Consider the following 19,164-nt stretch of genomic DNA (forward strand, 5'->3'; position numbering starts at 1 on the left):
TGCCGACCCTGTCGGCCGCACCGGCTCTGGCCCTCCCGGGGTGTCGCCCGGTGCGGTGACGCCGGGCTCAGCCCACGCTCAGCTCGGCCAGGGGCAGGGTGTGGCTGGTCTGGAGGACCTTCGCGCGCAGGTAGCGGACGTTGTGGGCCGTGGTGAAGACGCCGGTCGGCACCCGGTCCCGTACGACGACGCCCAGCGTGCGCAATTGCTCGGCCTTGTCGGGGTTGTTGGACAGCAGGTCCAGCTCGTCGATGCCGAGGGCGGCGAGCATCTGTGCGGCGGCCGTGTAGTCGCGGGCGTCCTCCGGCAGGCCGAGCGCGGCGTTCGCCTCGTAGGTGTCGAGGCCCTGGTCCTGGAGGGCGTACGCGTCGAGCTTGTTGTAGAGGCCGATGCCACGGCCCTCCTGGCGGAGGTAGAGCAGGACGCCGCCGCGGTCGGCGATGCGCTCGGCCGCCTCGCGCAGCTGGGGTCCGCAGTCGCAGCGGGCCGAGCCGAAGACGTCACCGGTCAGGCACTCGGAGTGCAGCCGTACCAGGGGGACGGAGTCCGGGGCCGGGTCGCCGAGGACCACGGCGACGTGCTCCTGGCCGTCGGCGAGGCCGTGGAAGGTGACGAGTTCGGCGTCCACGCTGTAGCCGTCGTGGAAGCGCAGCGGTACCCGGACGCGGGCGCGCGGCGTGGCGGCGGGGGTGTCGGGCATGCGGGTCCCTCCGGGTACGGGCTTGTGCTTAAGATTTGAAGCAGTGTGACGCGAGGGACCCTACCCCATGCTTCAAACTTAAAGCAATCGCCTTTCCTGCTGGACGCCGCTCAGGAACAGGACGAACGGCGCCGCCAGGGCACGTCGTCCGCCCCGGACTCGGTGCCCTCGTCCCCCTGCAACCCGCGCGCGACCTGCGTGAAGATCTCCTCCAGCTGCCCCACCTGCTCCGGCGTGAGCCGGTCGAACAAGGTGGCCCGTACGGTCTCGACGTGCCCGGGTGCCGTACGCTCCAGCACGGCCATCCCCTCGTCCGTCAGTACGGCGATGCTGCTGCGCTTGTCCCAGCGGCAGTCCTCCCGGCGCACCAGCCCGTCCCGCTCGAGGCGGGTCACCGCATAGGTCAGCCGACTGCGCGTGATCTTCAGCGTCTCGGCGAGATCGGTCATCCGCAGCCGCCGGTCGGGCGCCTCGGAGAGATTGGCCAGCACGGAGTAGAACAGATGCGGCATGCCGGCTTCCTGCTGGAGGTTCCGGTCGATCGCGTCCTCCAGGAGGTGCGTCGCGGCGAGATACGCGCGCCAGGCGCGCTGCTCCTCGGGGCTGAGCCAGCGGGTCGTCATGCTGCCAGTGTAGGTTGTTTCAAACTTGAACCAAGACCGACTTCGCAGACTTCACAGGGAGAGCGCGCCGATGTCGTACCCGTACGTGCTGCTGTCCGCCGCCGTCTCCCTCGACGGCTACCTGGACGACACCGGCCCCGACCGGCTCCTGTTGTCCAGCCCGGCCGACTTCGACCGGGTCGACGCGGTACGGGCCTCGGTCGACGCCATCCTGATCGGCGCCGGCACGATCCGCGCCGACAACCCGCGGCTGCTGGTCAACTCCGCCGAGCGCCGCGCGGCCCGGGTCCGGGAGGGCAGGCCGGAGTACCCGCTGAAGGTGACCGTCACCGCCACCGGTGACCTCGACCCCGACGCCAACTTCTGGCACACCGGCGGCGACAAGCTCGTCTGCACGACCGACAAGGGCGCCGGGCAGGCCGCCCGCCGCGTCGGCGGCAGCGCCGACATCGTGTCGCTCGGCCCCGAGCTCGACTGGCGGGCCCTGCTGGCCCACCTGCACGACGTACGCGGCGTACGGCGGCTGATGGTCGAGGGCGGCGGCACCGTCCACACCCAGCTCCTTCAGCAGGGCCTCGCCGACGAGCTCCAGCTGGTCCTCGCCCCGCTGTTCGTCGGCGACCCGGCCGCGCCCCGGCTCTTCGGCCCGGGCGGCTACCAGGCCGGCCGGCTGCGTCTGACCGAGTCCCGCCGTATCGAGGACGTGGTCCTCATGCGCTACGAGCCCACGGCGCCCGGCACCGGCCCGCTCCCCGCCGCCGCCGACCGCCACTGGCTGCGCACCGCCTGCGAGCTCGCCGCGCTGTGCCCGCCGTCGCCCACGGCGTTCAGCGTGGGTGCGGTGGTGGTCGCCGCCGACGGTACGGAGCTGGCCCGCGGCCACTCCCGGGAGGGTGCGGATCCCGTGGTCCATGCGGAGGAGGCCGCGCTGGCGAAGGTCGATCCGGCGGATCCGCGGCTGGCCGGCGCCACGGTGTACAGCAGCCTGGAGCCCTGTGCCCGGCGCGCTTCCCGGCCTGCGCCCTGTGCCGAGCTGATCCTGCGGGCGGGGGTGCGGCGGGTGGTCACGGCCTGGCGGGAGCCGGACACATTCGTCGCGGGGGCGGACGGTACGGGGGTTTTGGTGAAGGAGGGCGCGGAGGTGGTCGTACTGCCTGAGCTGGAGGAGACCGCCAAGGGGCCGAACAGGCATCTGCTGGGCTGAGTCCGCCACCGGCTGCCGGTGGGTCCGCCTTCCCGGCAGCCGGAAACACTCAGGGCCCGGAAACCAATGGTTTCCGGGCCCTGAGCCTTCAGTAGCGGGGACAGGATTTGAACCTGCGACCTCTGGGTTATGAGCCCAGCGAGCTACCGAGCTGCTCCACCCCGCGTCGTTGTGACTCCAGTGTACGTCATGCGCAGGGTGGGATGCACACCGCTTTCGCCGGACGTGATCGTCTTCACCCAGGGTGACCGGACGGAAGCCCTCCGCATAACATCTGAGACACCATCAAAAACGCCGAGACTCCTGAATGGTGGCCAACTCGCCCGATTTGCAGCGCTCCTGACCGGTAAGTCCGCGACCGGAAACGTTAATGATCAAGCCGAACGCCTTGGAAACTGCCTGGTAGGTCTATTAACGTTCGATAACGCAGCGCGGTCGTCCCAGCCGTCACAAGAGGCGGCTCCGTGCGCACGCGCCGAATCCCGCAAGGGAACCGGGGAACCACCACCTTGGGGTGAATCGCGCGGATACCGCAGTGGATTCAGTGAACGCACAAGATCCACGTCCGGTATACGCGCGTAGGAGACCTTCCTGCTCCGAACCCGTCAGCTAACCCGGTAGGCGGAGGAAGGAAAGGAGTACGCCCGCGTGGCGTCCAACCGGCCTGCCCCAGAAGCCCCGTCCGAGCCCGAAACCTTCGGCTACGGCGCCTACCGCGCCGAGGAGGGCCCCTGGGAGGAGTGGAACCCCACCGAGGACTCCCTCACCCCGGTCCGCGGCCGGCACCGCGTCGCCAAGCAGCGCGGCGGATTCGCGCGCAGCTCCACCGTCCTCGGCGTCGGCGTGATGGCCGCGGTCGGCGCCGGCGGCATGGCCAGCGCCAACACCGGCAAACCACCGGTCTCCCTGTCCCTGCCGGACCTGGACTCCGTCGAGCACCTCTTCGGCGCCGGCTCCGCCGAGCCCCACACCAGCGCCACCGCGCTCAGCAAGGTCGGCGTGACCTCCGACAGCGCGGACAGCGGCAACGCCGGCGAGGCCCTGCGCAACCGGATCATGGCCCAGGCCGAGCAGCAGCAGAGCAAGGCCGACAGCAAGGCCACCGCCGCCGCGCTCGCCGCCGGCCAGAAGCAGATCGCCGACGCGGCCGCCAAGGCGGAGAAGGACGCAGCCGCCAAGGCAGCGGCCGCCAAGGACAAGGCCGAGGCCGACGCCAAGAAGGCCGCCGAGGCCAAGCGCCTGGCCGAGCTGGCCAAGCAGTACACGCTGCCCGTCGTCTCGTACACGATCACCGGCACCTTCGGCCAGCCCGGCGCGATGTGGTCCTCCGGCTACCACACCGGCCTCGACTTCGCCGCTCCCACCGGCACCCTCATCAAGGCCGTCCACGGCGGCACGATCACCCAGGCCGGCTGGGCCGGCGCCTACGGCTACCGCACCGTCCTCACCCTGGACGACGGCACCGAGCTGTGGTTCTGCCACCAGTCCTCGATCAACGTCTCGGTCGGCCAGAAGGTCTCCACCGGCGAGGTCATCGGCCGCATCGGCGCCACCGGCAACGTCACCGGCCCGCACCTCCACCTGGAGGTCCACCCGAACGGCCAGGCCAGCGCCATCGACCCGGCGCCGTGGCTGCGCGACAAGGGCCTCACCCCCTGACCCGACTGCTCCTTTTGCGGATCTCTGCGCCGGCGGTGGAATGCGATCAACCACCGTCGGCGTTGACGTGGACCATGACTTCTCTGCGCACACTCGGTTCCTCCGGCCTCGAGGTCTTCCCGCTCTCCCTCGGCGGCAACGTCTTCGGCTGGACCGCCGACGAGGAGACCTCCTTCGCCGTCCTCGACGCCTATGCGGCGGCCGGCGGCAACTTCATCGACACGGCCGACTCCTACACGGCGTGGATCGAGGGCAACAAGGGCGGCGAGTCCGAGACGATCATCGGCAGGTGGGTCGCGTCCCGCGGCAACCGCGCCGACGTCGTCATCGCCACCAAGGTCAGCCAGCACCCCGAGTACCAGGGCCTGTCCGCGGCCAACATCAAGGCCGCCGCCGACGCCTCCCTGCGCCGCCTGGACACCGACTACATCGACCTCTACTACACCCACTTCGACCAGCCGGAGATCCCGGTCGAGGAGATCATCGGCGCGCTGGACGAGCTGGTGAAGGCGGGCAAGGTCCGCCACATCGCCGCCTCCAACATCAGCGCCGAGCGCCTCAAGGCCTCCCTCGACTTCTCCGACCGCGAGGGCCTGGCCCGCTATGTCGCCCTCCAGCCCCACTACAACCTGGTCTCCCGCGACACCTACGAGGGCCCGCTGCAGGACCTGGCCGCCAAGGAGGGCCTGTCCGCGGTGCCGTACTTCTCCCTCGCCGCGGGTTTCCTGACCGGCAAGTACCGCCCCGGGGTCAAGGTCGACAGTGCCCGCGCCGGCCGGGCCGCCCAGTACGCCGACTCCGAGCACGGCCAGAAGGTCCTGGTGGCCCTGGACGAGATCGCCGCCGCCCATGAGGCCCCCGTCGCCACGGTCGCCCTCGCCTGGCTGGCAGCGCAGCCGACGGTCACCGCCCCGATCGCCTCGGCCCGCACCCTCGACCAGCTACCGGCCCTGCTCGGCGCGGCGGACCTGAAGCTCACGGAGGCGGAGGTGGCGAAGCTGACGGAGGCTTCCGCCTAGTCCTTTGCCGTCAAGGATCCCGCCGCAACCCGGCCGGCTACGACCGGTACGGGTTGTACGCGGGATTCGGCACCGCCGGGTACCCGTACCCCGGCCCGTACGCCGCAGGTATCTGCGGGGCCCAGTACACCGGCGTCGGAAGGGACGCCCTGGTCGCGTACTCCAAGGCCGGCCGCGCCACATCCCTGCGCCGCCACAGCTCTTCCAGCAGCTCCCGCTCGCGTACGACGAAGTCGGCCCCGGCCTTCCCCTTGCGCCCCTTGTGCCGCAGAAGCGCGAGCGACGTGGCGTAGGTCTCGTACTGCGCCACCGTCTTCGCCGCGGGCCGGCCGCCGTGGTGGCGGGCGTAGTCGCGGGCGGTCCGCCGTGCCCGCATCGAGCCGAGCGCGAACGGCTCGGCGGGCCCCAGCCATCCGGCCAGCACGTACGCCGGAAGCTCCTCCCGCACGGTGCGCAGCTCCCGCTGCCGCGTCCAGATCGCGAGCCAGGTCAGCAGCCCGAACACGGGCACCATGAATCCGCCGTAGACGGCGAAGAACCCGAACTCGCCGAAGGTGGAGGAGCCGTTCCAGAAGGCGTGCATGCTCATCGCGAGCAGCAGACCGCAGATCGGCAGCAGCACCCGCCGGACGTGCTGCCGTTCGGCGGAGAGCGCGGAGATGCCGAAGCCGATGCCGGTGAGGGTGGTGAACAGGGGGTGCGCGAACGGGGACATCACGATGCGCACGAAGAAGGTCGCGGCGGTGACGGAGGCGATGCCGTCACCGCCGTTGAGCTGGTCGGCCCCGAAGGCCGTGCCCAGGTAGAGGATGTTCTCGGTGAACGCGAACCCGGTGGCGGTGATCCCGGCTATCACCACCCCGTCGACGATCCCGGTGAAGTCACGTCTGCGGAAGAGAAAGACCAGCAGTACGGCGGCGGCCTTCGCGGACTCCTCCACGATCGGCGCTATGACGGTGGCGCCGAGGGTGTTGGCACTGGCCGGGTCGGCGGTGGCGGTGGCTATCCACTTGGTCGCGAAACTGTTGGCGACGATCGCTATCAGCGCCGCCGCGCACGCGCCCCAGGCGAACGCGAAGACCAGGTTCCGCCAGGGGCCCGGTGCCACCCGGTCCAGCCACCGGAAGGCGGCGATGAGCCAGGGCACGGGCAGCACGGCCAGCCCGAGGCCGACGAGAAACCCCTCGGTACCGGTCTGCCGGCGCACCAGCGCGAGGATGACCAGACCGGACAGCGCCAGCAGCGTGATCAGCGCCCCGTACCGCACCCACCTGCGCTGCCACCAGTGGGGATGGCGGAGCATGGGGCCGTGCGGGCCCGGGGGATACGTCGGAAACGGAGGACTGGTGGCCACGGCATCGACCCTAACGGTGACGGGACGAGGGGCTGGAGCGGTTTATCAGCCCTGATGCGGTTCGTGTGATCGGTTCTGGTGCGGTACGCGACGGAAGAGCAGATCGTTCACCACATGTCCCTTGTCCAGCCCCTGACCCTCGAAACGGGTGAGCGGCCGGAACCGCGGGCGTGCTGCGAAACCGCCGTCTGCCTGCGTGTTCTCGAAGTCGGGATGCGCGGTGAGCACTTCGAGCATCTGTTCCGCGTACGGCTCCCAGTCGGTCGCGCAGTGCACGAGCGCGCCGGGCCGCAGCCGGGTCGCGGCGAGGGTCAGGAACTCGGGCTGGATGAGCCGTCTCTTGTGGTGCCGCTTCTTGGGCCAGGGGTCCGGGAAGTACACGCGCAGCCCGTCCAGTGAGTCGGGGGTGAGCATCTCCCTGAGCAGGATGATCGCGTCCCCGTTGCCCACCCGGACGTTGGCCAGGGCGCCGCGGTCCGCGAGGCCCAGCAGATTGCCCTGCCCCGGGGTGTGTACGTCGACGGCGAGGATGTTGGTGTCCGGGTCGGCGGCGGCCATCTGCGCGGTGGCCTCGCCCATCCCGAACCCGATCTCCAGCACTACGGGATTGTCGTTCCCGAACAGCTCGCCCAGGTCGAGGACCCGCTGCCCGTCGATGTCGAGCCCCCACTTGGGCCACAGCCGCTGCAACGCGTCCGCCTGCCCGGCGGTCACCCGGCTGCGCCGCGGCTGGAAGCTCCGGATCCGCCGCTCGAAGTGCGACCCGGCGGGATCGGCCCTGGGCCCGTCCGGGAACCGCGGCTCCCCCTTGGTCCGGGTATGCCGGACGGGGACGCCGGGGGTGTGGGGGGCCGGCGAGGGGGCTTCGGGGAGGTTCAGCGAGTCAGACACAGTGCTTCCGATTTTACGGGGCACGGTGCGGGTGCCCTCCCGGCAGACCGTACGGCCCCTACAGCGAGCCGAGCATCGACAGCACCCGGCGCCCGACTTCCCGCCCGATCGGCAGCGAAGCGGTGGCCGCAGGAGACGGCGCGTTGAGCACATGGACCGCACGAGCCCCCTCCTTGATCAAGAAGTCGTCCACCAGCGTCCCGTCCCGCAACACCGCCTGCGCCCGCACCCCCGCGGGGGCCCGCACCAGATCCCCGGCCTCCGCCCCGGGCAGCAACCTCCGCACAGCCTGGAGAAACGCCCCCTTGGACAGCGAGCGGTGCAGTTCACCCGCGCCGTATCTCCAGTGCTGCCAGGCGATCGCCCACGACCCCGGCCAGGCCACCGTCCCGGCCAGCTCCCGGGGCCGTACCACCCCCCATCCGTACCCCTCCCGGGCCAGCGCCGGCACCGCGTTCGGACCGATGTGCACACCCCCGTCGATCCCGCGCGTCAGATGCACGCCGAGGAACGGGAACGCCGGATCCGGCACCGGATACACCAGCCCGCGCACCAGCTCCGGCCGCGCCAGCTCGTAGTACTCCCCGCGGAACGGCACGATCCGCACCTCGGGCTCGTCCCCGGTCAGCCGGGCCACCTCGTCGCAGTACAGCCCGGCGCAGTTCACCAGCACGCGCGCGCGTACGACGTCCCCGCCCGCGGTGAGCACGGCCACGCCCCGCTCCGGCCGCCGGTCGATCCGTACGACCCGGGCGCCGTACCGGATCTCGGCCCCGGAGGCGCGCGCCAGCTGCCGGGCGACGCCGACGAAGTCGCACACCCCGGTCGTACCGACGTGTATGGCGGCGAGGCCGCGCACCTCCGGCTCGTACTCACCTATCTGCGCGGGTCCCAGTTCCCGCACCGGTATGCCGTTCTCCCGCCCGCGTTGCACGAGCGCGTGCAGCCGGGGCAGTTCCTCCCGCTCCGTGGCGACGATGAGCTTGCCGGTGACGGCGTGCGCGATGCCGTATTCGGCGCAGAACTTCACCATTTCGGCGGCGCCCCGCACCGCGTACCGCGCCTTGAGCGAGCCCGGCCGGTAGTAGATCCCGCTGTGGATGACCCCGCTGTTGCGCCCCGTCTGGTGCCGGGCCGGCCCCGGCTCCTTCTCCAGCACGGTGACCCGCGTCCCCGGCGCGGCCCGGGTGATCGCATACGCCGTGGACAGCCCGACGATCCCCCCACCGATCACGAGCACATCACAGTCGTACGCACCGACCGGCACCTGCACCACCTCCCACCTCGATAGTGCACTGCGCCACTGACAATGCCTTCAAACGCGGGTGGTGACGGTTCTCATGCCGGAGCCATCAGCAGCGGCCGGGCCCGCTCCCGCAGCTCCACCACCCGCGGTTCGTCGCCGTACGGCTCCAGCCGGTGCAGCAGATCCTTCACATACTCCGTCGTCCGCGCCGAGGAGATCCGCCCGGCCACCTCCACGGCCCGTACTCCCTGCTCACAGGCGGCGTCCAGGTTCCCGGACTCCAGCTCGGCGACGGCCGAGACGACCAGCCGCAGCCCGTGCGACCGCACGAACTCCTCCGTCGGCTTCGACAGCGCCTGTTCCGTGAACCGACGCACCTGCCGAGGCGCCTTCAAGTCCCGATAGCATTCGGCCGCATCCGCAGCAAACCGGTCATAGCCATAGAAACCAAGCCAAGAAGGATCGTTGTCTCCCTCCCGAGACCGCTCGAGCCATCCCTCAGCGGCCTTCAGCGCCGCACCCGCCGCCTGCGCATCCCCCGCACGCGCGTGTGCCCGCGCTTCCACCAGCCGGAAGAAACTCATCGTGCGCGCGGTCGCCAGCCCCCGGTTCCGCTCCAGCGCGGCCTGCGCCAGATCGACCCCCTCGTCGCCGAAGCCGCGGTAGGTCGCCTGCAGCGACATGGAGGCCAGCACATAGCCCCCCAGCGGGACGTCCGCCGCCGCGCGCGCGAGGCGCAGCGCCTGGATGTAGTACCGCTGCGCGGCCTCCTGCTGGCCGGTGTCGAAGGCCATCCAGCCGGCGAGCCGGGTGAGTTCCGCGGAGGCCCCGAAGAGCGCACGGCCCACTTCGTCGGAGTAGGCGCCGAGCAGCAGCGGCGCCGCCTCCACCCGCAGGCACTCCGGCACCATCGACGAACGCCAGTCCCCGCCGCCGTACTTGGAGTCCCAGCGCCTGGCGTCCTCGGCGGCCTCCCGCAGCTTCTGCACATCGCTGTGGCCGACTTTGATCGGTGCGCCGGAGCCCTCGACGGATCCCGCCTCCCGCGCGACCGAGCTGTCGGCGGGGGTTATCAGCCATCGTGAGGCAGGCGTTGCGTATGCGCTCACTGCGAACGATCCGGCGAGCGACTGCCAGATGCCGCCGGAGCCGGCCCGGCGCCCGGCGAGGTCGAGGCGGTACAGCTCCGTCGCCGACTTCACCGCCTGTCCTACGTCTCTGGGGAAGGCGAGGCCCACTTCGGGCGCGGGATCCGCGTCCGCCAGGCCGATCTCGTGGAGCGGCACCGGGCGGCCGAGCTTCTGGCCGATGGCGGCCGCGATGAGGTGCGGCGCCGCGCCCTGCGGCACCATCCCCTTCGACACCCAGCGCGCCACCGAGGTCTTGTCGTAGCGAAGTGTCAACCCGCGTTGCGCGCCAAGGTCGTTGACGCGTCGCGCGAGTCCTGCGTTGCTGATTCCCGCGAGGGCGAGAACGGTGCCGAGTTTTTCGTTCGGCCCGCGTTGCTCCCTGGACATGCGCCACCCCTCGACACAGACGGCTGCCGCGCTGGCATAACCACGCGGCATTCGTAAACCCAGCGTAGTTCGCCGCATCCCAAGCGTTAAGGGGCATTGTTCCGGATGGCGGGATTGTGGTCCGTACGGAAGTACGGTCCTGTACGCACCGTGCACGGTCTGTCGCCGCGTGCCCCCGCGCGTGTGGCCGTGCGCCCGTCCGTGCGCTCTTCTCCGGCCATCGGGGGAGCGGTTCCATGGCTCTTGCGTGGGTCGGCCCGCTGTACTGGATCCAGTGGGCTGGGGGACACCGCCACCTTCATCCCCGCGGGTGGCGGACCGGTCCGGGAGGCGATGCCCGCCTCCCGGACTGTGCGCGTGTGCGCCCCGCCACGTACTCCGCAGGCCTGTACGGAGCGTGCTCAAATTCCCGACGCCTCCGCATGATTGGCTGAAAATCGACCCAGCCGTACGGGGGGTGATTGCTGCTCTCACCATGCAACTTGAGGGCGCGAAGGGCGTTTTGGGGGAGCGTACAGGGGGCGCATTCGCGTCGAACCGGCCGGGAGTCGCCGACGCCCCGCCCGCCCCGCGCTCGTCGACCGCCCCTGGCATCCCACGGGTTTCCCTCACGTTTCCCTCGATCGAAGCCGGTGCCGACGCCCCTCCAGAGCGCGTCCTTCATGGCAGCATGGGGATCCGGTTCGTACGGTGCACTGTTGTCCACAGCCTGTGGAGGCGTCGATGCGGTGGTTGGTGGGTTGGAGCAGCACCGCCGCGGGCGTCGCCGGTCTCGGCTCCGCGGGCGCCACCGGTTACGACGGCGAGACCCTGCACCCCGTCGGCTCCCAACTCCTGTGGGGCGACCCGGATCCGCTGTGGGCCGTCGGCGACTGGCGCCCGGACGAGGTGCGCGTGGTGAAGGCCGACGCCGACAACCGCGTCGCCGTCCTCGGCATCTGCGGCGCCTCCGACGACGAGCTGCGGCGCGGCCTGTTCACCGCGCGCGGGGGCGCGCTGCGCCATCTGACGACCTGGCCGGGCAGCTACACGGCCGTCGTCCAAGTCGGCCGCCGCATCACCGTCTGCGGCGATCTCGCGGGCGCCCGCCCGGTGTTCCACACCCCCTGGGCCGGCGGCACCGCCTACGCCACCGCCGCGCTGCCGCTCGCCGACCTCATCGAGGCCAACCTCGACTTCGGCCACCTCGCCGCCCTGCTCGCCGCCCCGGACGTACCGGCCGCGCTGCGCGACACCACCCCGTACGACGGCGTACGGCGCGTTCCGCCGGGGCACGCGCTCGTGCTGCGCGCCGGGACGCGCGAGATCGCCGGGTACGAGCCGGTCGCCTCCCTCGCCGTGGGCGCGGCCCCGGCCGACCCCGACCGCGCCGTGGACGCCGTACGCGACGCCCTCGTGGAGGCGGTCCGCACCCGGCTGTCGGCACCCCGGCACGTGCCCGACCTCGACCCCGGGCCGGTGCCCGGCATGGGCCCGGCCGAGCGGCGGGCCCGGCGCGGGATGCCCGTGCCCGGCATCGGCGCCGACCTCTCCGGCGGCCCCGCCTCCGGCACCCTCGCCCTGCTCGCCGCCGGGCTGCCCGGCAGACCCGGCACGCTCCTCGGCCACGGCACGGGCGCGGGCGAGCGGCTCCTCGCCGTCACCTTCAACGACCTGGCCGTGTCCGGCCGGGAAGCCGAACTCGAACGCGCCGGCGCCCTGGCCGCGGGCCCCCGCCTGCACCACGTCGTCGTGACCGGCGCCGAGGAGACCCTGCCGTACGCCGACCTCGACGGCCCGCTCACCGACGAACCGGGACCCTCGCTGGTCACGGCGGCCCGGCACCGCGCCCGGCTCGCCTCCGGCAGCGCCGACCACTTCACCGGCCACGGCGCCCGCCAGGTCCTCGACGCCCACCCCGCCCGCCTCGCCGACCTCCTCATGGACCGCCAACGGCGCCATCTGGTCCGCCCGGTCGCCGCGCTCGCCAAGGCCGACGGCTCGGTGATGGTCCCCGCGCGCGTGTACGGCGCCGCCCGCCGGCTCGCCCGCACGCCGTACCGGACCGGCCTCGAAGCGCTGGCCGAGCGGCTGATGCAACGCCGCTTCGACGAGCCCAAGGGAGCGGTCGGCGCGTCCCTCGCCGCGCTGACCTGGGCCAGACCCGGGCCGGCCGCCCGCTGGCTGACCGGGGAGGCACTGGCCGAAGTATCGGTTCTGCTGCAGTCGGAGGCGGTCCGCTCCGGCACCGGCGCCCAGCGCCCCGGCGAGTATCGCGCGCGTGCCGCCCTCGCCCGCCACGCCGCCGACCTGCGCGTTCTGGAACAGGCCGCCGAGATCCGCTCCCAGCGTCTGCACGCGCCGTTCCTCGACAACCAGGTCGTCCGCGCCTGCCGCGCCCTCCCGGAGGCCCTGCGCGTCCAGCCCGGCGCCCGCGCCGCCATCCTCCGTACGGTCCTGGAGGGCGCCGGCGTCACCGACCTCCCGCCCGGCTGGGGCGCCCCATCCCACGCCCCCTCGGCGGCGGCCGCGCGCGCGGGCCTGCGCATGGCGGCCGACTCCCTCCAGGACCTCTTCACTACCCCCCTCCTGGCCGACGCGGGCCTGGTGGAGGCCCGCGTGGTCCGCAACGCCCTGGCCACGGCCGCCGCCGGCGACCCCCTCCCCCTGGACGGCCTCGCCGACCTCGTCTCCCTCGAACTCTGGCTCCACCGCCTCCTCTCCCGCCGCGGAACCTGCTGGACCGGGACACCGGCACGCGCGCGTGCGGTGCCCTCCGGGATCCAGCCGAGGAGGGGGGCGTTGGCCTCCGGCGCGTGAGCAGGGGGCAAAGAAGTTCCCTCTCCGCCGTACCCGACTACGGCTGCGCTCAGGCTGGTCGTGCCGTTCCCCGCGCCCCTTCGGGGCGCGATCAGAGCACCGGTGACGAAACCCCCGTGCCCAACCCCGGGCCCCCGCGACAATGACCAGGTGCGGTACAGAATCCTGGGCGTGACCCAAGCAGCCGACGACCAGGGCACCCCCCTGCCCATCGGCGGTCAGCGCCTCCGCACACTCCTCACCGCCCTGGCCCTGCGCCCCTCCCGCAGCACCTCCCCCGATACCCTCATCGACGAGATCTGGGCGGACGACCCGCCGAACGACGCCCCCGCCGCCCTCCAGGCCCTCGTCGGCCGCCTCCGCCGCACCCTGGGCCGCCACACCATCGCCTCCACCCCCGGCGGCTACCGCCTCGAGGCCACCGAGGACGACGTCGACCTGTACGTCTTCGAACGGCTCGTCCACACCGGCACCAAGGCCCTCACGAACGGCGACCCGGCCACCGCCCACCGCACCCTCACCGAGGCCCTCGCCCTCTGGCACGGCCCGGCCCTCGCCGACCTCCCCGACCGCACCGCCGCCACCCGCCCGGAGGCCCTGCGCCTGGAGGCCACCCGTGTCCGGGCCGCCGCCGCCCTCGACCTCGGCCGCGCCCCGGACGTCGTACCGGAGCTGACAGAGGTGACGGCGGCCCACCCGCTGGACGAGCCCCTGCACGCGCTGCTCATCCGCGCCCTGCGCGACACCGGCCGCCCCGCCGACGCCCTGGCCGCGTACGAGACCGTCCGCCGCACTCTCGCCGACACCCTCGGCACCGACCCGGGCGGGGAACTCAAGGCTCTGCACGCGTCGTTGCTCAGGCAGCGGGAACCACAGCCACAGCCGCCGAAGCCGCCGACGACGCCGGCCCCCGCTCAACCCCCCGAGCGCACCGGCAATCTCCGCCCCCGCCTGACGTCCTTCGTCGGGCGGGAACCAGAACTCGAAGCCATTCGTTCCGACTTGCACAGGGCCCGCCTGGTCACCCTCACCGGACCGGGCGGCGCTGGAAAGACCCGCCTCGCCGAGGAGGCCGCCGCAGGGCTCCCCCAGGCATGGCTGGTCGAGCTGGCCCCGCTCGACCATCCGGAGGCGGTGCCCGGCGCGGTGGTCAGCGCGCTCCGTCTGCGCGAGACGGTGCTGCTGACCAACGAGCTGGCGACCCCGCAGGCCGACCCCGTCGCCCTGCTGATCGAGTACTGCGCCCCGCGCAGCCAACTCCTGATCCTTGACAACTGCGAACACGTCATCGACGCGGCCGCCGCCCTCGCCGAGACCCTCCTCACCCATTGCCCGGGGCTCACGATCCTCGCGACCAGCCGTGAACCGCTCGCCATCCCCGGTGAGTCGGTGCGCCCGGTCGAGCCCCTCGCCCCGGAGCAGGCGCACCGGCTGTTCGCCGAGCGCGCGAAGGCCGTCCGGCCCGACGCCGACGCCGTGCTCGCCGACACCGAGGCCGTGGCGGAGATCTGCCGCCGCCTGGACGGACTGCCGCTGGCCATCGAGCTGGCCGCCGCCCGGCTCAGACTGCTGACCCCGAGGCAGATCGCCGACCGGCTCGACGACCGCTTCCGCCTGCTCACCTCCGGCAGCCGCACGGTCCTGCCCCGCCAGCAGACCCTGCGCGCGGTCGTCGACTGGTCCTGGGACCTGCTGGACGAGCGGGAGCGCACGGTGCTGTGCGAGGCGTCGGTGTTCGCCGGCGGCTGGGACCTCGCGGCGGCCGAGGCCGTGTGCACCGGCCCGGCGGCCGACCTGGTCGGCGCCCTCGTGGACAAGTCCCTCGTGGTGGCCGCCCCCTGCGGCCCAGACGGCTCCGGCGGCATGCGCTACCGCATGCTGGAGACCATCCACGAGTACGCCACCGAGCGCGCCGCCGAGGCGCCCGGGCTGCGCGCCACGGCCGAGCGCCGGCACCGCGCGTGGGTGCGGGCGCTGGTCGAGGAGGCCGAGCCGCGCCTGCGGTCGGCGGACCAACTGCCGTGGATCTCCCGCCTGGAGACCGAGCTGGACAACATCCGGGCGGCGCTGGACCGCTCCGTGCGCGCCGGCGACGAGCCGGAGGCGGGCGCGATCGTGCTGGCCATCGGCTGGTTCTGGTGGCTGCGCAACCACCGCCAGGAGGCGGTGTCCTGGGTCCGCCTGGTCCTGCGCCTGGGGGTGGCCCTCGACACCCTGTCCGCTCCGACACCTCCTGCCCCCTCGACGTCCATGGACTCGCCGGTGGGCCTTGACTCCTCGACGGACCCCGATCCGCCGAGGGTCTCCGGCGGTTCGTCGGGGTCCGGTTCTCGGTCGGGTTTCGGCGGTTCGTCGGGGTCCGGTTCTCGGTCGGCGTCCGGCGGTTCGTCGGGGTCCGGTTCTCGGTCGGGTTTCGGCGGTTCGGCGGCCTCGGGTCCTCGGTCGGCCTCCGGCTGCTCGGCGGCTTCCGGTCCCCGGTCGGGCTCCGGCTCTTCGGCGGCTACCACTCCCTGTTCGGGCTCCGGCTCTTCGGCGGCTCCCGATCCCTCGGCGGCCCCCGCCCCCGACCACTCAGGCACCCGGGGCACCCGGGGCACCCCGGGCACCGGGGCCACCTCGGCCACCTCTGGCACCCATGACACCCGGACCACCCCGGCCACCTCTGGCACCCCGGCCACTTGGCGCACCTCAGGCACCCCGGCCACCTCAGGCACCCCCAACACCGACTGGGGAGCCCGTGCCCCCGGCGCCCCAAGTGCCGGTGGCACCGGCACGGATCTGGCGGTGCTGGTGGAGTCGGCCGACCCCGTCGGCGCCTTCCTCTCCGTACCCGACGGTGAGGCCGGGCATCCGTTGCGGGAGTTGCGGATGGACCTGCGGATGCTCGACCTGTTCCTGACCTCCGAGTCGACCACCGAGCACCTCGCGGCCGACCCGCGCGCCCCGGAGTACATCGCGCGGGTCCGCGCCGCCTACGAGCCCGGCGGTCCTCAGGCCGCCCGGCTCCCGGGCATCGTCTGGCCCCTGACCGCCTACTATCTGGGCGGCCCGGCGGACGTCGGCCCGGACATGGCCGCAGCCGTCGCCAACTGCCGCGTATACGGCGGTGATTGGGAGATCGGCGTCTCCCTGATGTACCGCACTCATGTGACCGTCGACTCCCCCGGCAACCTGCGGGGCGTGGACGAGGACCTGGCCGAGCTGCGGATGCTCAGCCGGCGCGTCGGGGACCGCTGGATGCGGGCCCAGGTGTGCAGCGCGGCCGGCGAGGCGGCCATGGCGCGCGGCAGGTTCGGCGAGGCGCGCGGCGAGTACGAGGAAGCGCTGCGCCTCGCCTACGAGGTGGGGGCCTACGCCGAGTCGCCGTTCCTGATGGCGCGGCTCGCCGAGATCGCCTACCGCTCCGGCGACACGAAGACCGCGCTGGCCGCCCTGGACGAGTCGGGCACGGCCGCCGACCGGTACGCCGTGCCGGAGTCACGTGCCTTCGTGCTGCTGATGCGCGCCCACATCGCCCTGCACGAGGGCCAGATCGCCCGTGCCCGCGAGCAGTACGAGGCGATGTGCGCCGTGACGCGCGGGGGCAACCCGCCACCGCAGTTCGTGGCGGCCGCGCGCGCCATCGAGGCGCTCCTCGCCGCCGACGAGTCGGGTCCCGCGCACGGCCTGCCGATCGTCGCCGAGGCGCTGCGCGAGGCCGTGGCCCAGCGGTGCGCGGAGTCGATCACGGCGGGGCTGGTGGACGTCGCGGCCGGTCTGCAGGCGCGGCGCGGCGATCTGGCCGGTGCGGTCCGGCTGTTCGCCGCCGCGGACCACTGGCGCGACGGCAATCCGCGTCCCGAGCCGGAGAGCAGTGAAGCCCTCCGGGTGCAGGCCGACGCCCGCGCGGCCCTGCCGCCCGAGCGGTACGCGGCCGAGCGCGCCCGGGGCGCGTTGCTCGATGTGCCTGGTGTGCTGCGGGAGCTGGGCGCGGCGCAGGCGAGCGCCGAGCGCAGCCGGTGACGGCCGGCGGTCCGGTGCTCTTTCGGGCTACCGGCAGGTGAAGCGGGCCTCCGCCCAGTCGGCGAGCGCCGCCTGGTCGAAGACGTCGCTGTGCGGCTGCACGACGAGCCGTACGGTCCTGCGCCCGGTCAGGTCCACATGGACGGGCACGGCCCGGTCGTGTCCCTTGACCATCCCGGACTGCCACAGCCGGACCCCGTCGGCGTAGACGGAGAAGGACACCTTGCCGAGGCCGAGCGTCATGTCGTCCACGCCGGCCAGTGCGTCGTACGCGGTGCACTGCCGGTTGAGGGCGATGGTGACGGAGGACTCGCCGTGCACGGTCACCCCGCGCGCGTACTGCTCGCCGCCGATCGCCATGCCGTAGCGCTGCCACACCCAGCTGCTCCGGCCGAGCTGGATCTCGGGCCGGGTGCCGTCGCCGTCGACGTCGTAGCTGAGGTCGCTCAGCTCGTAGACGGTGGTCGCCGGCGGCGGAGTGGGCGTCGGCTTCGGTGCCGGGGGCGGCGTCGGGGTGGGCGTAGGCCTGGGCCTGGGGGCCGGCTGGGGCGTCGGTGTCGTCGTGGGGGTCGGCGTCGGGCTGAGGGTCGGCGCCGGGGTGGGAGCCGGCGCGTGGGCGACGACCACCGGCTGCGGTGAGGGCTTCTTCTTCGACGGGACCGGCTTGGGCACCGGGGGCGGTACGACCGGCGCGTGCGGTGACGGCTTGGCCGCCTCCTTCGCCGGCGGGGGGCTGTCGTGCACCAGGGCCAGCGCCACCGCGGCGGCGGCCACCGCGACCACACCGGCCGCGATCCCCGCCTTCACCGGCGCCCCGAGTCCCTCCGAGGCCGCGGCCCCGCCGCCCGTGCCCCCGGCCCCGCCGGACGACCCGGTGGCCGCTGCGCCGGCACCCACCGCGCCGGCCCCCGCGCTGCCGGCGATGATCCCGAGTGCCTTGCCGTACCCCGCGGCCCCGAACCAGCCGATGACCGCGATCGGCACGACCCCGGGGATACCGCCGGCGACCTCTTCGATCTGCGCGGCCGCCAGCCGGCACTTGGCGCATTCCTCCAGGTGCTTGCGCAGGCCCCGCTCGGCGCGGATGCGCAGTTTGCGGCGGGCGTAGGTGCCGAGCTGGTCGGCATAGCGGGCGCACTCCTCGTCACCGGCGAGGGAGGCGCTGACGTGGGCCTGGAGATAGGCCTGCTTCAGCCCCTCGCGTGCGCGGCTGGCGAGGACCCGGGTGCCGTTGGCGTCCAGCCCGAACAGCACGGCCACCTCGCTCGGCGACTCGTCCTCCACCTCGGTGTGCCACAGCACGGCCTGCCAGCGCTCGGGCAGCGAGCGGAAGGCCCGCATGGCCATGGACTGCTCGGCCTCGTGCATCGCCCGCACATCGGCGCCGGGGTTCAAGGTGGCGTCGTCGCTCACCTCGGAGGTGCGCGAGGCCTGCTGGGCGAAGTCGGCGAAGTCGTCGACGAGCTGCTCGCGCCGGGCGGACTGGGTCCAGTGCGCGGCGACGCGCCGCATGGAGGTCAGCAGATAGGCCCGTACGGCATGCTCGGGCCCGGACCCGCCGCGCACGGCCTGCAGCATCCGCGCGAACACTTCCGCGGTGAGGTCGTCGGCGGTGTGCCCGTCCCGGCAACAGGACCGCGCATACCGCCGTACGGCGTCCGCGTGCCGGCGGTAGAGCTCCTCGTACGCGGAATCGTCACCGCCACGCATCCGCTGGATCAGCGCGCTGTCGTCGGGCGGCATCTCCCGCGGCGGCGGCAGCGCGCTGCCCTCACGCTGGGCGGGCACGCTCGCGCCGCTTCGGCCTCCGGCAAAAGCGCGACGGCCGCCCTGGCTGGGCACCTGCGGCGGGGTCGGGCCGACGGCGGCCTCCGCGCCCGCGTCGTCACCGCGTGACTCGTCCCACCCGTCAACGCCCATCGCGGAAAGCCCCCGACACCGGACCAGCCCAACCCGTCACCGGCTCAGGGTGCCACATTGTCTATTGTTCAAGGACCCCGTGTGCACGGCATCCACTCATCCGAGGACCCTTGTCAGCGCAGGCCCCCGACGGTCACTCGAATGAGGGAATCGCGAAAGAGGCTGTTTCCGGCTGTGGGTGCCGAAGGGGCGGGCGGCACGGCGGCGACCCGCAGTCCGACGACCACGCA

12 protein-coding genes, 1 tRNA gene and 1 riboswitch are annotated in these 19,164 nt (G+C 72.9%); of the genes, 5 read left to right on the forward strand and 8 right to left on the reverse strand.

What is annotated here, in order from left to right; genetic code table 11:
• Positions 1-67 precede the first annotated feature (67 nt).
• Together BFF78_RS22470 and BFF78_RS22475 are read right to left on the reverse strand one after the other, a co-directional pair.
• Complete coding sequence (locus BFF78_RS22470) at positions 68-700, reverse strand: GTP cyclohydrolase II (protein ID WP_069780030.1); 633 nt, start codon at positions 698-700, stop codon at positions 68-70.
• Between the two features lie 110 nt (positions 701-810).
• On the reverse strand, positions 811-1,323 hold the full coding sequence (locus tag BFF78_RS22475) for a MarR family winged helix-turn-helix transcriptional regulator (protein WP_069780031.1): 513 nt from the start codon (positions 1,321-1,323) through the stop codon (positions 811-813).
• Positions 1,324-1,393: 70 nt separating this feature from the next.
• Between BFF78_RS22475 and BFF78_RS22480 the strand changes: the two genes are divergently transcribed.
• Positions 1,394-2,527 carry a dihydrofolate reductase family protein gene (locus BFF78_RS22480; protein WP_069780032.1) on the forward strand — a complete coding sequence of 378 codons (1,134 nt, stop codon included), beginning with the start codon at positions 1,394-1,396 and terminating at the stop codon, positions 2,525-2,527.
• 92 nt (positions 2,528-2,619) lie between these two features.
• On the opposite strand, the gene BFF78_RS22485 is transcribed toward BFF78_RS22480, so the two are convergent.
• Positions 2,620-2,693: transfer RNA gene (locus tag BFF78_RS22485), tRNA-Met, on the reverse strand.
• Positions 2,694-2,990: 297 nt separating this feature from the next.
• Positions 2,991-3,166: riboswitch (cyclic di-AMP (ydaO/yuaA leader) on the forward strand.
• Between the two features lie 9 nt (positions 3,167-3,175).
• On the opposite strand from BFF78_RS22485, the gene BFF78_RS22490 reads away from it, so the two are divergent.
• Positions 3,176-4,186, forward strand: coding sequence for a M23 family metallopeptidase (locus tag BFF78_RS22490; RefSeq protein ID WP_069780033.1), 1,011 nt, complete (start codon positions 3,176-3,178; stop codon positions 4,184-4,186).
• Positions 4,187-4,260: 74 nt separating this feature from the next.
• On the forward strand, positions 4,261-5,205 hold the full coding sequence (locus tag BFF78_RS22495) for an aldo/keto reductase (protein WP_069780034.1): 945 nt from the start codon (positions 4,261-4,263) through the stop codon (positions 5,203-5,205).
• A gap of 37 nt (positions 5,206-5,242) precedes the next feature.
• Here BFF78_RS22495 and BFF78_RS22500 read toward each other — a convergent pair whose 3' ends face one another.
• The 4 genes from BFF78_RS22500 to BFF78_RS22515 form a co-directional block, all read right to left on the reverse strand.
• Entirely contained in the window at positions 5,243-6,559 is a 1,317-nt protein-coding gene (locus BFF78_RS22500; protein ID WP_227025906.1) for a PrsW family intramembrane metalloprotease, read from the reverse strand.
• 45 nt (positions 6,560-6,604) lie between these two features.
• On the reverse strand, positions 6,605-7,450 hold the full coding sequence (gene trmB / locus BFF78_RS22505) for a tRNA (guanosine(46)-N7)-methyltransferase TrmB (protein WP_069780036.1): 846 nt from the start codon (positions 7,448-7,450) through the stop codon (positions 6,605-6,607).
• A 58-nt stretch (positions 7,451-7,508) separates the two neighbouring features.
• Positions 7,509-8,726 (reverse strand): L-2-hydroxyglutarate oxidase, encoded by a 1,218-nt coding sequence (lhgO, locus tag BFF78_RS22510; RefSeq protein ID WP_069780037.1) that lies wholly within the window; start codon positions 8,724-8,726, stop codon positions 7,509-7,511.
• 62 nt (positions 8,727-8,788) lie between these two features.
• Positions 8,789-10,213: an MFS transporter gene (locus BFF78_RS22515; RefSeq protein WP_069780038.1), complete on the reverse strand. Its 1,425-nt coding sequence runs from the start codon at positions 10,211-10,213 to the stop codon at positions 8,789-8,791.
• A 723-nt stretch (positions 10,214-10,936) separates the two neighbouring features.
• Here BFF78_RS22515 and BFF78_RS22520 point away from each other — a divergent pair.
• Positions 10,937-13,012 carry an asparagine synthase-related protein gene (locus BFF78_RS22520; RefSeq protein WP_069780039.1) on the forward strand — a complete coding sequence of 692 codons (2,076 nt, stop codon included), beginning with the start codon at positions 10,937-10,939 and terminating at the stop codon, positions 13,010-13,012.
• A 150-nt stretch (positions 13,013-13,162) separates the two neighbouring features.
• Positions 13,163-17,014 (forward strand): BTAD domain-containing putative transcriptional regulator, encoded by a 3,852-nt coding sequence (locus tag BFF78_RS48350; protein ID WP_227025907.1) that lies wholly within the window; start codon positions 13,163-13,165, stop codon positions 17,012-17,014.
• Between the two features lie 27 nt (positions 17,015-17,041).
• Here the strand turns inward: BFF78_RS48350 and BFF78_RS22535 are convergent, their stop codons facing one another.
• Complete coding sequence (locus tag BFF78_RS22535) at positions 17,042-18,934, reverse strand: sigma-70 family RNA polymerase sigma factor (RefSeq protein WP_193433516.1); 1,893 nt, start codon at positions 18,932-18,934, stop codon at positions 17,042-17,044.
• Positions 18,935-19,164 lie beyond the last annotated feature (230 nt).

Origin of the sequence: Streptomyces fodineus, from assembly GCF_001735805.1 — a bacterium.
In the GTDB taxonomy this organism is placed as follows: domain Bacteria; phylum Actinomycetota; class Actinomycetes; order Streptomycetales; family Streptomycetaceae; genus Streptomyces; species Streptomyces fodineus.

Coding starts and splice junctions, on each gene's coding strand:
- BFF78_RS22470 (WP_069780030.1), bottom strand. CDS start 700: ATGCCCGACACCCCCGCCGCCACGCCGCGCGCCCGCGTCCGGGTACCG.
- BFF78_RS22475 (WP_069780031.1), bottom strand. CDS start 1,323: ATGACGACCCGCTGGCTCAGCCCCGAGGAGCAGCGCGCCTGGCGCGCG.
- BFF78_RS22480 (WP_069780032.1), top strand. CDS start 1,394: ATGTCGTACCCGTACGTGCTGCTGTCCGCCGCCGTCTCCCTCGACGGC.
- BFF78_RS22495 (WP_069780034.1), top strand. CDS start 4,261: ATGACTTCTCTGCGCACACTCGGTTCCTCCGGCCTCGAGGTCTTCCCG.
- BFF78_RS22515 (WP_069780038.1), bottom strand. CDS start 10,213: ATGTCCAGGGAGCAACGCGGGCCGAACGAAAAACTCGGCACCGTTCTC.
- BFF78_RS22520 (WP_069780039.1), top strand. CDS start 10,937: ATGCGGTGGTTGGTGGGTTGGAGCAGCACCGCCGCGGGCGTCGCCGGT.
- BFF78_RS22535 (WP_193433516.1), bottom strand. CDS start 18,934: ATGGGCGTTGACGGGTGGGACGAGTCACGCGGTGACGACGCGGGCGCG.